Here is a 17053-nt window from a genome sequence, read left to right on the forward strand (position 1 = left end):
CATTGCGAGCGAATCGAAGCAATCCATCTTCCTCAAAAGCTGGATTGCTTCGTCGCGATGTTCCTCGCAATGACAGCTGACAATCAGTGTTTCACATCGGCGGAGTGATGCCGTCCCGGCCGATGGACAGACGCGCAACATCCAGCGTGCCGTCCGGCTTCTTTGTCGCGATCGCAAAGACCGGCGCCCCCGCCTTGATCTCGGAACGCGTTGCCGGAACAAAGGTAACGACGGTCGTCTCCGGCGTCACCAGCACTTTGCGATCGCCGCCCTTGTATTTCACTGTCAGCGTGTGGCCATCGTTACCCGTGACGGTGCGATCGTCCACGGCGCCATTGGTCATGCTGCTGTTGGGCTTCAGATCCCACGGCCGCGTGCCATCGCCGGTGCCGCGCATGGCCTCCGGAAAAACGTGAACCTCGACGGCCTTCTGGCTGCCGTCCGCATCCGGTACCGAGGTCACACCGATGTACGAGCCTACCTTGACGTCGGTGAGCGATATCTTCGCAACTCCCGCCACACCCGCATCCGCAGGCAGATGCAGGACCACCTCCGCGCCGTCGCGCGATTTCAAGCGCAATGTTTCGCCATCGAGGCTTTCCACCGCACCCCGCACCCGCAGCGTGTTGCTGATCGGCGATTGCTGCGCAAGCGCATAAGACGATGAGAGTATTAGAGCGGACAAGGCAGCGGCGTGCAGCGAAACGAAACGGATATTCATCATGGTGGTATCTCCGGAAAGCCCCACCCTATCTACGTCCGCTTCAGCGGTTTATTTCACCAGTCACGCAGCTGTGACCGGAAGTGCCTTACTGGCAGTTCCACGACGTCGTCACCTTGTCTGCCGCCATGGTTGCGGTGCAGGCCTTCTGCTGGACCTGGTCAGACCCTGGTGTCTTGAACTTCACAAAGCCGGCAAGCTCGCGCGGGGAGCGGCGAAGCATGCTGATCTCGACCACTGTCATGTTCTTTGCGGTGAAATCATCCTGCATGCGCTTCTTCACATCCTCGATGGCAGGCGGATTGAAACCCTGCGCGCCCTGATAGACCGTGTAGGCGCTGTAGATCACCAGCGCGAGCGCGGCGAGAACAATGATTTTTCCAGTTCTGTTCAAGATCGATCCCTAAATTCCAAACGTATAGAATGTCGCGTCATTGCGAGGAGTTCTTGCGACGAAGCAATCCGGTTTGGCTCAAGAATAGATTGCTTCGCTTCGCTCGCAATGACAGCGCAAAGGTGCCACCGTCCTGCGGGCAAACTACTTGGTCAGATCCGCTTCGACCAGTGCGCGCAATTCCGCTGTCACGGTCGGACGTTTCCCAAACCACAATTCAAACCCGCGCACCGCCTGATGCAGCAGCATGCCGAGACCGTCGGCTGTTTGCAGGCCGCGTGCTTTCGCGGCTTTCAGCAGATCCGTTTCGAGCGGCACGTAGACCAGATCGGCGACGGTCGCGCTTGACGGAAGCGCGCCGACATTCACATCGAGCGGCGGCTGCCCCTTCATGCCGAGCGATGTGGTGTTCACCAGAAGGCCCACACACGGCAGCACATCGCCAACGGCATCCCATGCCAGCGGCTGCACATGTGCGCCGAACTGATCGGCCAGCACCTGCGTTCGCGACGCGGTGCGGTTGGCCAGATGCACACGTCTGATGCCGCGTTCGATCAATCCGAAAATCACCGCGCGTGCCGATCCGCCCGCGCCGAGCACCAGCACATCTTCGGTGCGATCCCAGCCCGGCGCGCTGGCGTCGAGATTGCCGATGAAGCCCTCGACATCGGTATTGGTCGAATGCAGTTCGCCGCCATAGAAGTAGAGCGTGTTGGCCGCGCCCACTGCACGCGCACGCGTATCCGGCGCAGAGAGTGCGAGCGCCTGCTCCTTGTGCGGGATGGTGACGTTCGCGCCCTTGTAGCCGCGGTCCGCAAGATGTCCGATGAAATCCGCGAACGCTGCCGGCTCCACAGCTTCGATGCGATAGTCGCCGTCGATGCCGAAGGACGTCAGCCAGTATTTGTGAATCAGCGGCGACCGCGAATGTGCGGCGGGCCAGCCGATCAGACATGCCGCAGGTGTCACGCTCACAAATCGGGCTCCGGTTCGACCAACTCCACATACGAATTGGTATGTGGATTGGTCAAATCACGCAGCCCCCGGCGCTGTCAAATCGTTTGATCCAGCCGCTTGATTTCCGCGACGGCGCTTGCGATGTCCGAGCGGTATTTCGCCTGTGGCGGCCGTGCGCCATAGGACAGCAGCGTTCTCCGCACGGAAGGCGATGCTCCGGTGATGAACACCCGCACGCCGTGACGCCGCGCCTTGACCGCGATCTGCGCGATGGCATTCGCCGCGGTGGAGTCCAGCAGCGGCACCGCCTTGAAGTCGATCACCAGCGCCTTGTAGCCGGACAGGCGATCGAGCACCGAGGCCACGGCGGCGACCGCGCCGAAGAAGAATGCGCCGCTGATGCGATAGACCATAATGTCGCGGTCGGCAGCGAGGGCGGGATCGTAGGGTTCGTTGTCGCCGTTCGACCTGTCGGCCTTGTCGTCGACGGTGAGCGGCGCGTAGGTGTCGATGCCGGTGATCTGCGACATGCGGTGAATGAACAACAACGCGCCGAGCGCGAAACCGACCACGATGCCTTCGGTGAGATCGCGGAACACGGTGAGCAGGAATGTCGCGAGCAGCACGACGGCATCGCCCCATGACGAGCGGATGAGTGTCGCGAACTCATGCTTCTCCGCCATGTTCCACGCCACCACGGCGAGCACGCCTGCGAGCGTCGCCAGCGGAATGTAACTCGCCAGCGGAGCAGCCAGCAGCATGAACGCCAGCAGGAACACCGAATGCAGCATGCCGGCCACCGGCCCGCGTGCGCCGGCGCGGACATTGGTGGCGGTGCGTGCGATGGTCCCGGTGACGCAGATTCCGCCGAACAACGCCGAGCCGATATTGGCGAAACCCTGCGCCACCAGTTCAGAGTTGGAGCGATGACGGCGGCCGGTCATGCCGTCGGCGACCACGGCGGACAGCAGCGACTCGATGGCCCCGAGCAATGCGAAAGCCATCGCGTCGGGCAGCACCGCCTGAATCTTCGCCAGCGTGATAACGGGAAGCGACGGGGCCGGAAACGACTGCGGAATGCCGCCGAAACGCGTGCCGATGGTTTCCACCGGCAGCGACAGCAGCGCCGCCGCAGCGCCGGTGACGACGACGGCGATCAGCATGCCGGGCCAGGCCGGGCGCAGCCTGCGAAGCCCTGCGATGATGGCGATGGTCGCAACCGAGATCGCCACCGCGGCAACATTCGTGGTGCCGATGGCGCGTCCCAGTGTTTCAAGTTTCGGGATCAGTTCGCCCGGTTCCTTGCCCGCAAGTGTGAGGCCGAGCAGATCGCGGATCTGGCTGGCGAAGATGATGACGGCGATGCCGGCGGTGAAGCCCACCGTCACCGGATAGGGAATGAACTTGATATAGGTGCCGAGCCGCAGGAATCCGGCGGCGATCAGAATCAGTCCGGCGATCATCGTCGCCAGCAGCACGCCGTCGATTCCATGGCGCGCCATCGATGCCGCAACAAGCACGATGAACGCACCGGCGGGGCCGCCGATCTGGAAGCGGCTGCCGCCGAGCAGCGAGACGAGAAAGCCGCCGAAGATCGCTGCGTAAAGTCCGCGGTCAGGCGTGGTGCCGGAGGCGATCGCAATCGCCATCGACAGCGGCAGCGCGACAATAGCGACGGTCAGGCCTGCGACCACATCGGCGCGAAAGACATCGAGGCCGTAGCCCTCGCGCAGGACCGTGACGAATTTCGGTGTGTACAGTGCAGCGAATGTCGGCTGCGGCTGGCTCGGCTGTGCGCTCGATGCGTCCATGTGTTCTGCGCCCGCGTGTCATGCCGGCGTGTCGCCGGCTTTTAACTTTGCGGCGGCTCCCTGAACCGCACGCCCCGGCCCCCGCCCTCGCTCCTGGCGTTGTCGCCGATCAGATCCACGCCGGCCCGGTTCAGTGCGTCGACAACCTTGGTCAGAGAGTCGACAACACCACGAACAACGCCGCCGCTGGCCTCCATCCGCTGGATGGTCGGAAGCGACACACCGGACATTTCCGCGAGAGTCTTTTGGTCGATACCCAAAAGAGCCCGCGCGGCCCGCATCTGCGAAGATGTGATCAATGACAAAATTCCATCTTGAGAGACCATAATGCAAGTAAAAAACGGCCCTAATGATGTATTATACATCATCCAGAGCCGTTTTGTAGGCTGATTTTTGCAATGAGCGCGGCGGTTTCACCTCTCCCCGTTCGACGGGGAGAGGTGAAGAATCTCGCATTTCACGCGAGACGTTGCCTTATGCCGCCGTGCGATGCGCGGCGATGATCTGCTCCGCCGCGCGGCCGGTGACTTCAGACATGTGGTCGAACTGCCGGGTGAAGCCGCCGGCTCCCGCTGTCGCCGAGCGCAATTCCACGATCAGATCGCCGATTTCGGCTTCGGGCATCATCGCCCGCACCCGGTCCCAACCGGTCCAGCCCTCGCGGGTATCGAATCCGAGAATCTGGCCACGCCGCCCTGAAAGGATGGAGTTGATCTTCGCGGTCGCATCGGTCGGACAGACGATCTCGACCACATGGATCGGCTCCAGCAACACCGGTGCGCATTGCGGCAACGCTTCGGTGACGCCGATACGCGCCGCCGTGCGGAACGCCTGATCGGACGAGTCGACGCTGTGATACGAGCCGTCGGTGAGCGTCACTTCGAGATCGATCACCGGGAAGCCGAGCGGCCCGCGCATCATGCCGTCGCCGACGCCTTCCTCCACCGCGCCGATATAGTTTTTAGGCACGGCGCCGCCGACGATCTTTTCGCGGAACACCACGCCGCTGCCGCGCGGCAACGGCTTGATGTCGAGCACCACGTCGCCGAACTGGCCATGGCCGCCGGACTGCTTCTTGTGACGCCCGCGCTGGGTGATGGTCTTGCGGATGGTCTCCTGATAACCGACCGGCGGCGCGTGCTGCTTCACGGTGACGCCGAAGCGGTCCTTCAGCCGTTCGACCGCGACGCGCAGATGCATCTCGCCCTGCCCCCACAGCACCATTTCGTGTGTGAGAGGATTGTGGACGACGCTCAGCGACGGATCTTCCTCGATCAGACGCGTCAGCGCCTGCCCGAGCTTGACGTCGTCCTTGCGGTCCAGCGCGGACAGTGCCGTCGCCAGAACAGGCGGAGTCGCCACCACATCGGCGAGCGCAGCGGGCGTGGTCTTGCCCGTCGTCAGCGTCTCACCGGTGTGGACCGGATCAAGCTTGCCGAGCGAAACCGTCTCGCCGGCAGCCGCGGATGCACGCTTGCCGTCGGCGCCGCCGTTCGGCACGGCAATTCCAGAGACCCGGCCGCTTCCGCCGCCGGACGACTGCACGGTGTCGCCGTCGGCGATATGCCCGCGCAGGATGCGCGCCAGCGACAGCTTGCCGCCATGCTGAAGATGCGTGGTCTTCAGGACATAGGCGAGCCCCGTCTTCTCGTCATCAACACCGAGGCGTTTGGCAGTGGCCGTGACATTGGGAGCTTCATGGCGCAGCGCCTTCATCAGCCGCAGCACACCGTTCTCGCGCGTCGCGCAGCCGAGCAGCACCGGACAGATCTGACCCTCGCGCAATTCGTTGGCGAGATCGTCGAACACCTCGTCGCGCGGCGGCGGAATATCCTCAAGCAACTGTTCGAGCAGCCGGTCATCATGATCGGCGAGTTTTTCCAGCATGGTGAGCCGGGCTTCCTTCTCGCGATCGAGATCGCCTGCCTCAAGGTCGATCACCTCGGACGGCATATGCTCGCGATAGACAAAGGCGCGCTCCAGCGCGAGATCGACGAAGCCTGCGATGAGATCGCCCTTCCAGATCGGAATCTGACGCAATACCAGCGGCGTGCGCGAGGCCGGCTGCAACGTCGCCAGCGTTTCGCGGATGCGCTTGTTCGCCTTGTCGATCTTGTTGAGGAACAGGAAGCGCGGAATCCCGAGGTCTTCGAGTTCGCGCATGATGATCTGCAATTGCGGGAGCTTGCGCTCGTCGGCCTCGCACACGATGACCGCGGCATCGACCGCCGGCAGCGCGGCACGCATGTCGTGCGCGAATTCAACGGACCCCGGACAATCGATAAAAGTGTAGCTGTCGCCCATGAAGGTGGTGGTCGCGGCTGTCAGCCCGACACTCATGCGGTGGTTACGCGCCTCCGGAGACTGATCTCCGACGGTATTACATGCTTCAACGGTGCCTGCTTTGGGAATGGCCCCGGTCCGGGCCAGGATCGCTTCAAGTAATGTGGTCTTGCCACTCTGGAACGGGCCCACCAGCGCAATGCACCGGGGACCACGGGGACTTCTCAGGTTGTCTTGTCCCATTTGCCGTCTCCTCATGGAGTACGGCCCGCATCGAGCACTTCCCGGCGAAGGGTCATCCGGTCGCCGCCGGAACGCTCTCACTTCATAGCTACGCGCATTCCGCTCGCACCGCTCCCACTTCTGCGGAATGCGTTCACGCGGGTCGGCATCAGGATCGTCTCAAGGCGCGGTACGGTTGGCAAGCGGGAAACATGCCGCTGCGCAGCATCGCGCGATCACCTAAAATTGCTGTCCCATTGGAGACATTATCGAAAACAAAAGGCCCGCCAAGGCGGCGGGCCTTTGCAAAAAATATTCTGTGCGCGAACCTCAGAAGCGGCCGGGACGCAGTTCCATGCTCTGCACGCCGCCGGCGACGCTCAAGCCGGTCTGTCCCTGCACGCTCAGAGGTTGCAGGGCGAAGGAATTGGCCGAACCGCCGAGCATGGCGTTGCCGCCGAGACCGACGCCCACCGCGGCGCTGGCGTCGACGCCGGCGTAATTGCCGGACAGGTCGCCCATGCCGATACGCGCGGTCGGTGCGAACACCGCCCATGACAACGCGGTCTCAGTCGTGATGCCGAGATCGACGCCGATCTTGGTGATGCGCGCGGTATAGAGATCGTCCGGGCGGCCGTCGGCGCGGAAGACGCATCCGAGATTGGTGACCGAACCGACAATCATGCCGACATTCGGACCGCCGCGGCATTCAAGCACGCCGACCTGGGTGCGCCCTGACTGAGCATGAACGAGGACAGCCGTCGCGACGAGGGCTGCCGAAGCAACGGACAGGACGGTGGAAAGGCGGCGCATTGGGATGTCTCCGGCTGTATGGCGCGAATTGAAGGACCGATGTGAAAAAGACCGTGAAAGGTCCGCGCATCTAGTCATACCGGCGGGCAATGTTCAATTCCTGCCCTGCCGATAGCCCTTAAAGAGCAACAAAAAAGGCCCGCATGTGCGGGCCTTTTTCATTCCGGTTTGTTAACTCAACCGCGATGGTGGTGGCGGCGATGCTTGCGCTTCACCAGGCCGGCCGGCTCAAGGTCGAGGCCGACAACGCCGCCGGCCACGTTCAGGCCGGTCTGGCCCTGCAGGCTGAGCGGCTGGAGCGCGTAGGAATTCTGCGAGCCGCCCCACATCAGGTTGCCGCCGCCGCCGAGACCGAAGGAGACGTTGCCGCCGACGCCGCCGTAGTTGCCGGCAAGATCGCCGCGGCCGAGACGCTGGGTCGGGGCGTGCACCGCCCACGCAAAGCTGGTGTTTTCGGTCACGCCGAGGTCGACGCCGACGCGGGTGACATGCGCCAGATAAGGCTCGGGACGGCGGCCTTCGCTGCGGAAAACGCACTCAAGCGTGGTTTTGGACGCGACGACCATACCGACGTTCTGGCCGCCCCGGCATTCCAGCACGCCGACCTGAACGGCCTGCTGTGCGTTCGCCGCGGCGAACGAGGCGACGAGTGCCGCGAACGCGGTACCGAGAACTGATGAAAGACGCATGGAATTCAACTCCGGATTGCTTGTTTTGATAGGCGCGCGGACAAAAGGGAAGCGCCGTGTCAAAAACATGGCAGCCTGCTTATTTCCTATCAAGCCACCGACATTATTCAGCGGTGTTGCCTTATCGCAGGTTTCCGCCAACGCTCGTTGCCGGCTTGCCTAGCAAGAAGCTCACCAAAGTGTCTTCTGCACGCGCGCCCAGAAGCTCCGATCCCATCACAGTCAGGTGACCGCTGTCCCGAAACAGCCAAAGGCCGCCATTCATCACCTCGCACACACTCGGGCAGAGGTAATCTTCCGGAAACAGTGTCGTCACTTTGTCAGGATACCGCGCCTTGATACTGCGGAAAGTCTCATTCCATGGTGCTGTCTGCGTTCGCACTTCGGCCAGGGTCGGAGGAACGCAATCCGGCGGCGGGGCGATGGACAGACGCCTGATTTCCGTTTCGTACTTTTTGCAGTGGGTCAGCACTTCGCCGCCGATCAGCAAGATGCGCCGGTCCGGGCCACCCATCTTATCAATCGTCCGGGACAGCGCCGCCGCGATCGCTTCGCGGTACTGATTGTCGGTGTTCCCCGGCAGCGGCCGGCCATCCTCTCCGGCGAGATTGCGATAGGACCGCCACGCCTGTGCGATCAACACTGGCGCGGCGCTGCTGCGTACCTTCTCGAATGTAGCGTCCCGCTCGGCGGCACAACGCGCCGCGGTGGAAGCATGGCCCAGCCGGATGCCGTCGAGCATCAGGCATCCGCCGTAAGCGTAGGATTCGCCCCGCATGCCAAGCTTGAGCAGCAGCGGCTGCAACGCGGCGACATACTGCTGCGCATAGGAATCGCCGATGATCTGCACGCCGAGCGGCCCGGCCGTGTCGCCAAACACGCACAGATACTCCGAGCACGGCGCGAAGGCGAACGCCTGCTTGTGCATGACCGCTCGCTGCGCCTCGTTGAAGCGCCACGACCAGCCATCCTGACGGAAGGCCGTGTGCGCCGGAACAGCGACAACGGCAATCGCAACACCGCAGGCGCCGAGAAGTTTCCAGAACGGCCTCACCTCAGGCGCACGCGACCGGAATGGCACTTCGACCAGACGATGAAGCATCGTCGCCAGACCGAACATCACGGCAAGGGCCACGAGTTTGACCCAGACCACGTCCATCCAGTCGCCGATGACATGGCGGCCGAACACGATCACGGGCCAATGGCACAGATACAGCGAATAGGAGATGGTCCCGACCCAGACGGCGGCGGGGTTGCCGAGAATGCGCAACTGCGTGGAGCCGCGGCCACCGTAGATCGCAAGCGCAGTCCCGGCGGCAGGGATCGCAGCGGTCAGTCCCGGGAACGGCGTCGCCGCCGTGTAGAAGATCATGGACGCGAAGATCAGAACCAGCCCCATTGCGAACATCGCAATAGCCTGTCGAGGTCCGGGAGATCCGCGCCGCTCGGCCAGAACCACGATCGTCCCGAACGCAAACTCGAACACGCGGAAGGGGGTCAGGTAGAAGGCGGCCGCAGTGTCGCGCGGCAGCCACAATTGGGCCGCGATCAACGAAGCCGCCGCGAGCGTCGTGATCGCGACAAAAAGGAAAGCCGAGTTCTTCGCCCTTGTCAGGAGCAGCAGCAGCGCAGGCCAGACCAGGTAGAACTGTTCTTCCACCGACAGCGACCACAAATGCAGCAGCGTGCGCTCGTCGCTCGAGGCGGCGAAATAGTCGTGCGCCCCTTTCCAGAAACGGATGTTGACGATGGAGAACAGCGACGAGACGACGTCGCCGGCCAGGACACGCAACTGCTCCGGCGAAGACAGCACCAGCCCTACTGCGAACGAAGCTGCGATGGTGACGAAAAGCGCCGGGAAAATGCGCCGGATCCGGCGATCGTAGAAAGTCAGCAGCGAGAAGCGGCCATCCTGCAGATCGTTCAGGATATTTCGCGAAATCAGGTAACCGGAAATGACGAAGAACACGTCGACGCCGACGAATCCTCCGGGCATGGCCGAGAACTTGAGATGACAGAAGATGACGCCGAGGACTGCAATGCAGCGCAGGCCATCGACGTCAGGGCGATAGACGCCGTGAGCGAAATGTCGAGGCGCGGTCACGACAGCAGCCTCGACATATCATCAGCGCCTCAGCGCAGGTTTCCGCAGAAACGCTGGATGCGCTTGCAGGCTTCCTCGAGGTCCGAGGTTTTCGTCGCGTAGGAGATGCGGAACGCCGGGCCGAGGCCGAATGCGGACCCCTGCACCACCGCGACGCCTTCGGTCTCCAGAAGCTCGGTTACGAAGTCTTCGTCGGTCGCGATCTTTTTCCCCGATGGCGCGGTCTTGCCGATGGTGCCCGCGCAGGACGGATAGACGTAGAACGCGCCTTCGGGGCGCGGACAGTCGATACCGCTCGCCTGATTCAGCATGGCGACCACGAGATCGCGGCGCTCCTTGAACACCTTGTTGTTCGCCGCGATGAAGTCCTGCGGACCGTTGAGCGCCTCGACGGCCGCCCACTGCGCGATCGACGACGGGTTCGAGGTCGATTGCGACTGGATGGTCGCCATTGCCGAGATGAGCTGCTGCGGCCCGCCCGCATAACCGATACGCCAGCCGGTCATGCAGTAGGCTTTCGATACGCCGTTCACGGTCAGCGTGCGATCGAACAGTTTCGGCTCGACCTGCGCCGGGGTGGTGAACTCAAAATCGTCGTAGACGAGATGCTCGTACATGTCGTCGGTCATCACCCAGACATGCGGATGCTTCACCAGCACGTCGGTGAGCGCCTTCAGTTCGGCGTGGGTATAGGCCGAGCCGGTCGGGTTCGACGGCGAGTTGAGGATGATCCACTTGGTCTTCGGCGTGATCGCCTTCTCCAGCGCGGCCGGCTGCAGCTTGAAGCCGAACTCCGCCGTGCAGACCACCGGCACGCTCTCGCCGCCGGCGAGCGCCACCATTTCCGGATAGCTCACCCAGTACGGCGCCGGGATGATGACTTCGTCGCCGGGGTTCAGCGTCGCCATCAGCGCGTTGTACAGCACCTGCTTGCCGCCGGTGCCGACCGTGATCTGGTTCGGCTTGTAGGTCAGGCCGTTCTCGCGCTGAAACTTCGCGATGATCGCGTCCTTCAGTTCGGGAATGCCGTCCACCGCCGTGTACTTGGTCTTGCCGGCCTCGATGGCATGGATCGCCGCCAGCTTGATGTTGGCGGGCGTGTCGAAGTCGGGCTCGCCTGCGCCAAGGCCGATGACATTGCGGCCCGCGGCTTTGAGCTGACGTGCTTTATCCGTGACCGCGATGGTCGCGGACGGCTTCACACGGTCAAGCGCAGCGGACAGAAACGGCATCGTGTTCTCCTAAAGGATGCTGAGGGTCGCGAAGGCCCGGATTCGCGGGTTTTAGCGGGCGGGGCACCCTAAAACGGGCGACGCTGCATCGCAAGAAACTTCGCCCGAAACACACGAAATTGCGCCGCAGACTAAGGAAACCTTAAAGCGCCCGCCCTAGGGTCGATGCGCCCAGGGGCCGATGTGCCCGCGCCCTGTAACATTCGTAAATCCTGGCGAGAAAATGAGCCATATCTGGCAAGACCTTCGGACGGGAAACTGGCTCACGCCGGCCCGTATCCGCAACTATGCATTGCTGGTCCTCGCCATTTCGGTGGCCGGACTGATCGGGCTGCTCGCCACCTCGGATCACATGATCGATCGCAACGGCAAGCCGATCGGAACCGATTTCTCCAATGTCTACGCGGCCGGTGTCCTGACCCTGTCGGGCAAGGCGCCTGACGCCTACGATCCGAAGCTTCAGCACGCCGCCGAAATCGCCGTGTTCGAGGGCCGCGATGTCCCGTTCTTCGGCTGGCACTATCCGCCGTTTTTCCTGATGGTGGCCGCGCTGCTGGCGCTGATGCCTTACGGCTTCGCGCTCGCGTGCTGGCTCGCGGTGTCCCTCCCCGCTTTCATGGCAGCCGTCCATTCGATCGTGCCGAGGCGTGAGACATGGCTGGTCACGGCGGCATTTCCGGCGGTGTTCGTCAATGTCGGCCACGGCCAGAACGGATTTTTCACCGCGGCCCTGCTCGGTGGCTTTCTCACCTTGCTGGACCGGCGCCCCGCACTCGCAGGCCTGTGCCTCGGCTTTCTCTCCTACAAGCCGCAATTCGGAATCCTGATTCCGCTCGTGCTGATCGCGACCGGCCGCTGGACCACGATCGTCAGCGCCGCCGCGACCGTGATCGCGCTGATCGCGATGTCGACGCTGCTGTTCGGCATGAATGTCTGGCACGCCTTCGCCGAGTCCGCGACCTTCACACGTACGATCGTACTCGAGGCCGGCGGCACCGGCTGGGAGAAGATCCAGTCGCTGTTCTCCGCCGTGCGGATGTGGGGCGGCGGCATCGATCTCGCTTATGCCGCGCAAGCCGCACTCGCGCTGGTGCTCGCGGTGACGATCATCAGGCTATGGCGCTCGCAGGCGGCGTTTGAACTCAAGGCCGCGGCGCTTGCCATCGCGAGCCTGCTGGCGACGCCCTATGTGCTGGACTACGACCTCGTTGTGCTCGGGATCGCCATCGCGTTTCTTGCACGTCACGGCTTCGCACGGGGCTTTCATCCTTATGAAATCTCGCTGCTCGCACTGGCCTGGGCTGCGCCGTTCCTGACCCGCAGCATCGCGGGCCTGAGCGGCATTCCGCTCGGCCTCTTGGTCATGATCGCGCTTTACGCCATGACCCTGCGCCGCGCAGCGAGCGACCTCGGCATTCATGCAATCGGGAGCAGCCGTCTTGTCAAAGCTTGATCGCGTCCGCGACGAAATCGATGATCTGTTCCCGCACAGCGCGATGGTGCGCAACCGCTCCATCGCAGTGCTGCTGCCCTGCTACAACGAAGAGACCGCCATCGCCGGCGTGATCGACGGCTTCAAGCGCGCGCTGCCCGGCGCGCGGATTTACGTCTACGACAACAATTCCACCGACGGCACCTATGAGGCCGCGGTCGCTGCCGGCGCCATCGTCCGCCGCGAAACGCTGCAAGGCAAAGGCAACGTGGTCCGCCGCATGCTGGCCGACATCGAGGCCGACATCTACATCCTCGCCGACGGCGATGCGACCTACGACCCGACCGCCGCCGGCGCGCTGATCGAGGCGCTGGTGACACGCAATCTCGATATGATGGTCGGCACCCGCAACGGCGGCGACGGCGCGTTTCCGCGCGGACACCGTTTCGGCAATCACCTGTTCAACCGCATTCTCGCAAATATGTTCGGCGACGGGTTCACCGATATTCTCTCGGGCTACCGCGTGCTGTCGCGGCGCTTCGCGAAATCGTTCCCGGTCACGTCCAGCGGATTCGAAATCGAGGCGGAACTGTCGGTTCATGCGCTCGATCTCAAGATCGCCACCGGCGAGATGCCGCTGCCTTATGCGACGCGGCCCGAAGGTTCGCAGAGCAAGCTGCGGACCTATCGCGACGGCACGCGAATCCTGCTGACGCTGATCAAACTCTACAAGGAGACGCGGCCGCTGCGTTTCTTCAGCGCGATCGGCGCCATGCTGCTGCTGATCTGCCTTGGCCTCGGTGCGCCCCTGATCGTCACGTATCTGGAGACCGGCCTTGTGCCGCGTTTTCCCACCGCGATACTCGCCGCCGCCATCGCGCAGCTCGGCTTCCTCTCCTTCGCCATCGGTCTCGTGCTTGAGGCCATTGCGCAGGGCCGCCGCGAAGCCAAGCGGATGCGCTATCTCGATCTTGACGCAGTTGCGAACAAACCCTGACGATCACGGATTACCGGCATTTTTTCACGCCAAATTGCGTGAAATTGACGTCCGCGCGCATGCTCCGCAGAATAAAATCTCTCATGGCTGCGCGGCTGTGCGCGATTTGACTTTTTCTAACGCAAAGGCCTTGCGGCGAGGGTCCCGGAACCTCATTGTTACATCGGCCTGGGGGCAGGCAGGGGTGGCAGTCCGGTTCGCGCCGCATGTCTCCGGCGGTACTTTCGAAGGCCTGTATGTACAAACTTTACTCGATGCAGCGCTCCGGCAACAGCTACAAGGTCCGCCTTGCGCTGGCGCTGTTGAATGCGCCGTATAAAGCTATCGAGGTCGACATTCTGCGCGGCGAAAGCCGCACGCCGGAATTTCTCGCACGCAATCCCTCAGGACAGGTGCCGCTGCTCGAAGTCGCCGATGGACGCTATCTCGCCGAGTCCAACGCGATCCTCTGGTATGTCGCGATCGGCACATCGCTGGCGCCCGAAGACCGCATCGATCGCGCGCAGGCGCTGCAATGGATGTTCTTCGAACAGCACGCGCTGGAGCCGAGCGTCGGCGCTGCGTATTTCTGGCTGGTGCTGGTGCGCGGCGGCCGCGACCTGCAGACCCATTCGCTGGAAGACTGGATGGAGCGGGGCTACGCCGCGCTGCGGGTGATGGAAAATCATCTCAAGACCAACGACTACTTCGCAGCCGGACATCTGACTGTCGCGGACATCGCGATGTATGGCTACACCCACGTTGCCAACCAGTGCGACTTCGATCTCTCCGGCTATCCGTCCGTGAAGGCCTGGCTTAAGCGGGTGGAAAGCGAGCCGCGCTTCGTTTCGATGGCCTGGAAGCCCGCCGAAATCGCGGCCCCGGAAACGGCTCCCGGAACCGAAACGGGTCTGACTGCCGAGGCCTAAACCAGCCGATTCGCGGCAGGATAGCGGGCATAACCCGCTGATTTTCCTCATCTTGCCTCGCTTCCGCCACGTTTGACCGCGGCGTGCCGCAATCTCGACAGCGATTCCTGACACATTCCGGGCAGTGGTGATTCGCCGCCCGATTTGAGGATGCCCGACCATGATCCGGTCGCCCGTTTCAGGAATTGGTTTCGGACTGCGGTCCGCGCGTGTTGCATCGTTCCGACTGACGAATGCCGTCGCCGCCTCGCTCGCGGTGGCGTCGCTGTCGTTGTGCCTGCTCGTCACCGTCACGGCGTTGTCGATCAAGGTCGTGGCCGCCATGCCGATCGCCGGCTGAGCCACTTTCCCCTGCACATCGAGACTGCCCCGCGGCCGCGCGATGACGTGCGCGGTGGAGATAACGGATGAAAACGTCTCTCGTTGTGGTTTCAGCGTCGCTGACGCTCGCGATCATCCTCGTCGCAGGATTCCTGATCGCGACGCAGGCGCGCGGCCATGACATCTATGACGGCGGCATTCACCATTTGTGGAAAATAAAGAACGCACCGGCGGCGATGAACGCAAAGCCGATCGCGTGATTCCAGCCGAGCGGCTCCTTCAGATACAGCACCGAGAATCCGGCAAACACGATCAGCGTGATGACTTCCTGCATGGTCTTGAGCTGCGCTGCCGAATAGACCGCGCTGCCCCAGCGATTGGCCGGCACCGCGAGCCAGTATTCGAAGAAAGCGATGCCCCAGCTCACCATGATGACCAGCGGCAGCGAATGATCCTTGAACTTCAAATGGCCGTACCAGGCGAAGGTCATGAAAATGTTGGAGGCGAGCAACATCAGGATCGGCAGGAGAAACGGCGAAACCGTCGTGGGCATGGGTGTCCTTTCGGGTAATGATCTGGCGAGCTAAGGCTGAACCGCGGGTTGTAGCGGCACGGCAGGAACGGGTTGGTCGGGAAGCGTTTCCGGCATCCATAGGTAAAACAGCACGAGAGCGGTCCCGGCAACAGCGGCGAGAAAGTAGAATGCCGCACTGTATCCGGCGGCCATGATAATCATTCCGGCGACCGCCGTGCTCAATGCGCCGCCCAGACCGGCCGCGGTCGCAATCGCCCCCTGGCTGACGTTGAAATGGCCGGTGCCTCTGGTGAGGTCCGCCACCACCAGCGGAAACATCGCGCCATAGATCCCGGCCCCGATGCCGTCGAGCAGTTGCACGCCGACCAGCCACGCGGGATTGTCGGAAAGCGGATACATCGCTCCGCGAAAGGCCAGCACCGCCAGCGCCACCGCGAAAATCGGCTTTCGCCCCCAGACGTCGGCCTTCTTGCCGACAACGATCGCCACCGGCACCATCACAAGCTGAGCGGCGACGATGCAGGCGGACATCAGCGTGGTGCCGAGTGCCGGATTTGCCAGCGCCAGCTTCTGCCCGACCAGTGGCAGCATCGCCGCATTCGAGAAATGAAACAGCACGGTGGCAACTGCGAAGATCAGAAGCGGTCGGCAGGTCAGGAGAACGCGGAATCCGGACGCCTTGTTCTTCATGTCCTGTTCGCCGCCATGCGACACATCGGCCAGCCCCCGCGCCATGCGATCATCAATACTTTCGACCGGAATCGACAGCGTCGCGAAGATGCTGGCGACGGCCATCGCGGCGAGCAGCCAGAACACCACGACAGGTCCATAGAAATAAGCCAGCCCACCCGCGAGGATCGCAGACACGGCGTTTCCCGCATGATTGTAGGCTTCGTTGCGTCCGATACGTGCGGCAAATGCTTTGGGCCCCACGATACCCAATGCGATAGCGGCGACCGCCGGCGCGAAGATCGCGGCGGATGCACCCGCGACAGCCTGTGTCGCCGCGACCAGCCAGAACTGCGGGACCAGTGGCAGCACCAGACAGGCAATCGTCACAACGATGGCAGCGGCAACGACAAGGCCCCGCTTGGCCTTGCTGGTGTCGATGAGTGCGCCGGCCGGGGTTTGCGCCGCGATTCCGGCCAGCCCGGCAACCGACATGACAGCGCCGATGCTGGCTTCATTCCACTTCTGCTCGGTCAGGAGATAGATCGCCAGATACGGCCCAAGTCCGTCACGGACATCGGCCAGAAAGAAGTTGAGCGCGTCCAGGGGCCGCTGGGCTTGCTGGGCAGCGATGGGTGGCACCTGGTGGGCTTCCTTCTACGCACCATCGGAAATGCCCGGTGATGAAAATGGTTCCCGCCCTGTGGACAACCCGGCCTGTCACAGCCCTGTTACGGTCAGCCCCTAGCTTTCAGTGGCGTGTGGTCCGCCCCCCCGTCATCGATCACGCGCTCAAGCGGCCCTGGTCGCGTAAATCCCCTCTGCGCCGTATCCGACCGGGGCCGCGCTTTTTTACCACCTGAACTGCCGCCCTGCCCGTTGCGGGTTTCGCTTTCGCCGGTCGCGCAGCGTCCGGTATAATACGGGTTCAATGCACCAACGAGCTGGCCTTCCTTGAGACTGAC

17 protein-coding genes are annotated in these 17053 nt (G+C 62.9%); 5 read left to right on the plus strand and 12 right to left on the minus strand.

Annotation, left to right across the window (positions count from 1 at the left end; genetic code table 11):
- Nucleotides 1–91: 91 nt before the first annotated feature.
- From ACP7AL_RS00540 to ACP7AL_RS00585, 10 genes are all read right to left on the minus strand, one after another.
- Nucleotides 92–724, minus strand: a complete 633-nt coding sequence (locus tag ACP7AL_RS00540) for a hypothetical protein (protein WP_425987782.1) — start codon at nucleotides 722–724, stop codon at nucleotides 92–94.
- Between the two features lie 85 nt (nucleotides 725–809).
- The gene (locus ACP7AL_RS00545; protein WP_425987784.1) at nucleotides 810–1115 is read right to left on the minus strand and encodes a hypothetical protein; all 306 of its coding nucleotides are present in this window, start codon (nucleotides 1113–1115) and stop codon (nucleotides 810–812) included.
- Nucleotides 1116–1259: 144 nt separating this feature from the next.
- Nucleotides 1260–2090 carry a shikimate dehydrogenase gene (locus tag ACP7AL_RS00550; protein WP_425987787.1) on the minus strand — a complete coding sequence of 277 codons (831 nt, stop codon included), beginning with the start codon at nucleotides 2088–2090 and terminating at the stop codon, nucleotides 1260–1262.
- 77 nt (nucleotides 2091–2167) lie between these two features.
- Nucleotides 2168–3883, minus strand: coding sequence for a SulP family inorganic anion transporter (locus ACP7AL_RS00555; protein ID WP_425987789.1), 1716 nt, complete (start codon nucleotides 3881–3883; stop codon nucleotides 2168–2170).
- A 41-nt stretch (nucleotides 3884–3924) separates the two neighbouring features.
- Nucleotides 3925–4182: a helix-turn-helix domain-containing protein gene (locus ACP7AL_RS00560; protein WP_024920446.1), complete on the minus strand. Its 258-nt coding sequence runs from the start codon at nucleotides 4180–4182 to the stop codon at nucleotides 3925–3927.
- Nucleotides 4183–4357: 175 nt separating this feature from the next.
- Nucleotides 4358–6409 carry an elongation factor G gene (locus tag ACP7AL_RS00565; RefSeq protein ID WP_425987791.1) on the minus strand — a complete coding sequence of 684 codons (2052 nt, stop codon included), beginning with the start codon at nucleotides 6407–6409 and terminating at the stop codon, nucleotides 4358–4360.
- Nucleotides 6410–6718: 309 nt separating this feature from the next.
- The gene (locus ACP7AL_RS00570) at nucleotides 6719–7201 is read right to left on the minus strand and encodes a DUF992 domain-containing protein (protein WP_006021957.1); all 483 of its coding nucleotides are present in this window, start codon (nucleotides 7199–7201) and stop codon (nucleotides 6719–6721) included.
- A 176-nt stretch (nucleotides 7202–7377) separates the two neighbouring features.
- Entirely contained in the window at nucleotides 7378–7890 is a 513-nt protein-coding gene (locus ACP7AL_RS00575) for a DUF992 domain-containing protein (RefSeq protein ID WP_425987793.1), read from the minus strand.
- Between the two features lie 121 nt (nucleotides 7891–8011).
- Entirely contained in the window at nucleotides 8012–9994 is a 1983-nt protein-coding gene (locus tag ACP7AL_RS00580) for an acyltransferase family protein (protein ID WP_425987795.1), read from the minus strand.
- 29 nt (nucleotides 9995–10023) lie between these two features.
- On the minus strand, nucleotides 10024–11226 hold the full coding sequence (locus ACP7AL_RS00585) for a pyridoxal phosphate-dependent aminotransferase (protein ID WP_006021960.1): 1203 nt from the start codon (nucleotides 11224–11226) through the stop codon (nucleotides 10024–10026).
- A gap of 223 nt (nucleotides 11227–11449) precedes the next feature.
- Here ACP7AL_RS00585 and ACP7AL_RS00590 point away from each other — a divergent pair, with 223 nt between their 5' ends.
- The 5 genes from ACP7AL_RS00590 (at nucleotide 11450) to ACP7AL_RS00610 (ending at nucleotide 15144) form a co-directional block, all read left to right on the plus strand.
- Nucleotides 11450–12679, plus strand: coding sequence for a glycosyltransferase family 87 protein (locus ACP7AL_RS00590; protein ID WP_425987797.1), 1230 nt, complete (start codon nucleotides 11450–11452; stop codon nucleotides 12677–12679).
- Nucleotides 12645–13655: a glycosyltransferase family 2 protein gene (locus ACP7AL_RS00595; protein WP_083875198.1), complete on the plus strand. Its 1011-nt coding sequence runs from the start codon at nucleotides 12645–12647 to the stop codon at nucleotides 13653–13655. The genes ACP7AL_RS00590 and ACP7AL_RS00595 overlap by 35 nt, the downstream gene beginning before the upstream one ends.
- 236 nt (nucleotides 13656–13891) lie before the next feature.
- Nucleotides 13892–14563 carry a glutathione S-transferase family protein gene (locus ACP7AL_RS00600; protein ID WP_006021963.1) on the plus strand — a complete coding sequence of 224 codons (672 nt, stop codon included), beginning with the start codon at nucleotides 13892–13894 and terminating at the stop codon, nucleotides 14561–14563.
- Between the two features lie 160 nt (nucleotides 14564–14723).
- Complete coding sequence (locus ACP7AL_RS00605) at nucleotides 14724–14903, plus strand: hypothetical protein (protein WP_006021964.1); 180 nt, start codon at nucleotides 14724–14726, stop codon at nucleotides 14901–14903.
- Between the two features lie 67 nt (nucleotides 14904–14970).
- Nucleotides 14971–15144, plus strand: coding sequence for a hypothetical protein (locus ACP7AL_RS00610; protein ID WP_425987800.1), 174 nt, complete (start codon nucleotides 14971–14973; stop codon nucleotides 15142–15144).
- Here the strand turns inward: ACP7AL_RS00610 and ACP7AL_RS00615 are convergent.
- Nucleotides 15084–15437, minus strand: a complete 354-nt coding sequence (locus ACP7AL_RS00615; RefSeq protein WP_425987802.1) for a DMT family protein — start codon at nucleotides 15435–15437, stop codon at nucleotides 15084–15086. The genes ACP7AL_RS00610 and ACP7AL_RS00615 overlap by 61 nt on opposite strands.
- A 30-nt stretch (nucleotides 15438–15467) precedes the next feature.
- The gene (locus ACP7AL_RS00620; protein ID WP_425987804.1) at nucleotides 15468–16730 is read right to left on the minus strand and encodes an MFS transporter; all 1263 of its coding nucleotides are present in this window, start codon (nucleotides 16728–16730) and stop codon (nucleotides 15468–15470) included.
- Nucleotides 16731–17053: the final 323 nt, after the last annotated feature.

This window comes from Afipia sp. DC4300-2b1 (assembly GCF_049895725.1).
GTDB lineage: Bacteria > Pseudomonadota > Alphaproteobacteria > Rhizobiales > Xanthobacteraceae > Afipia > Afipia broomeae.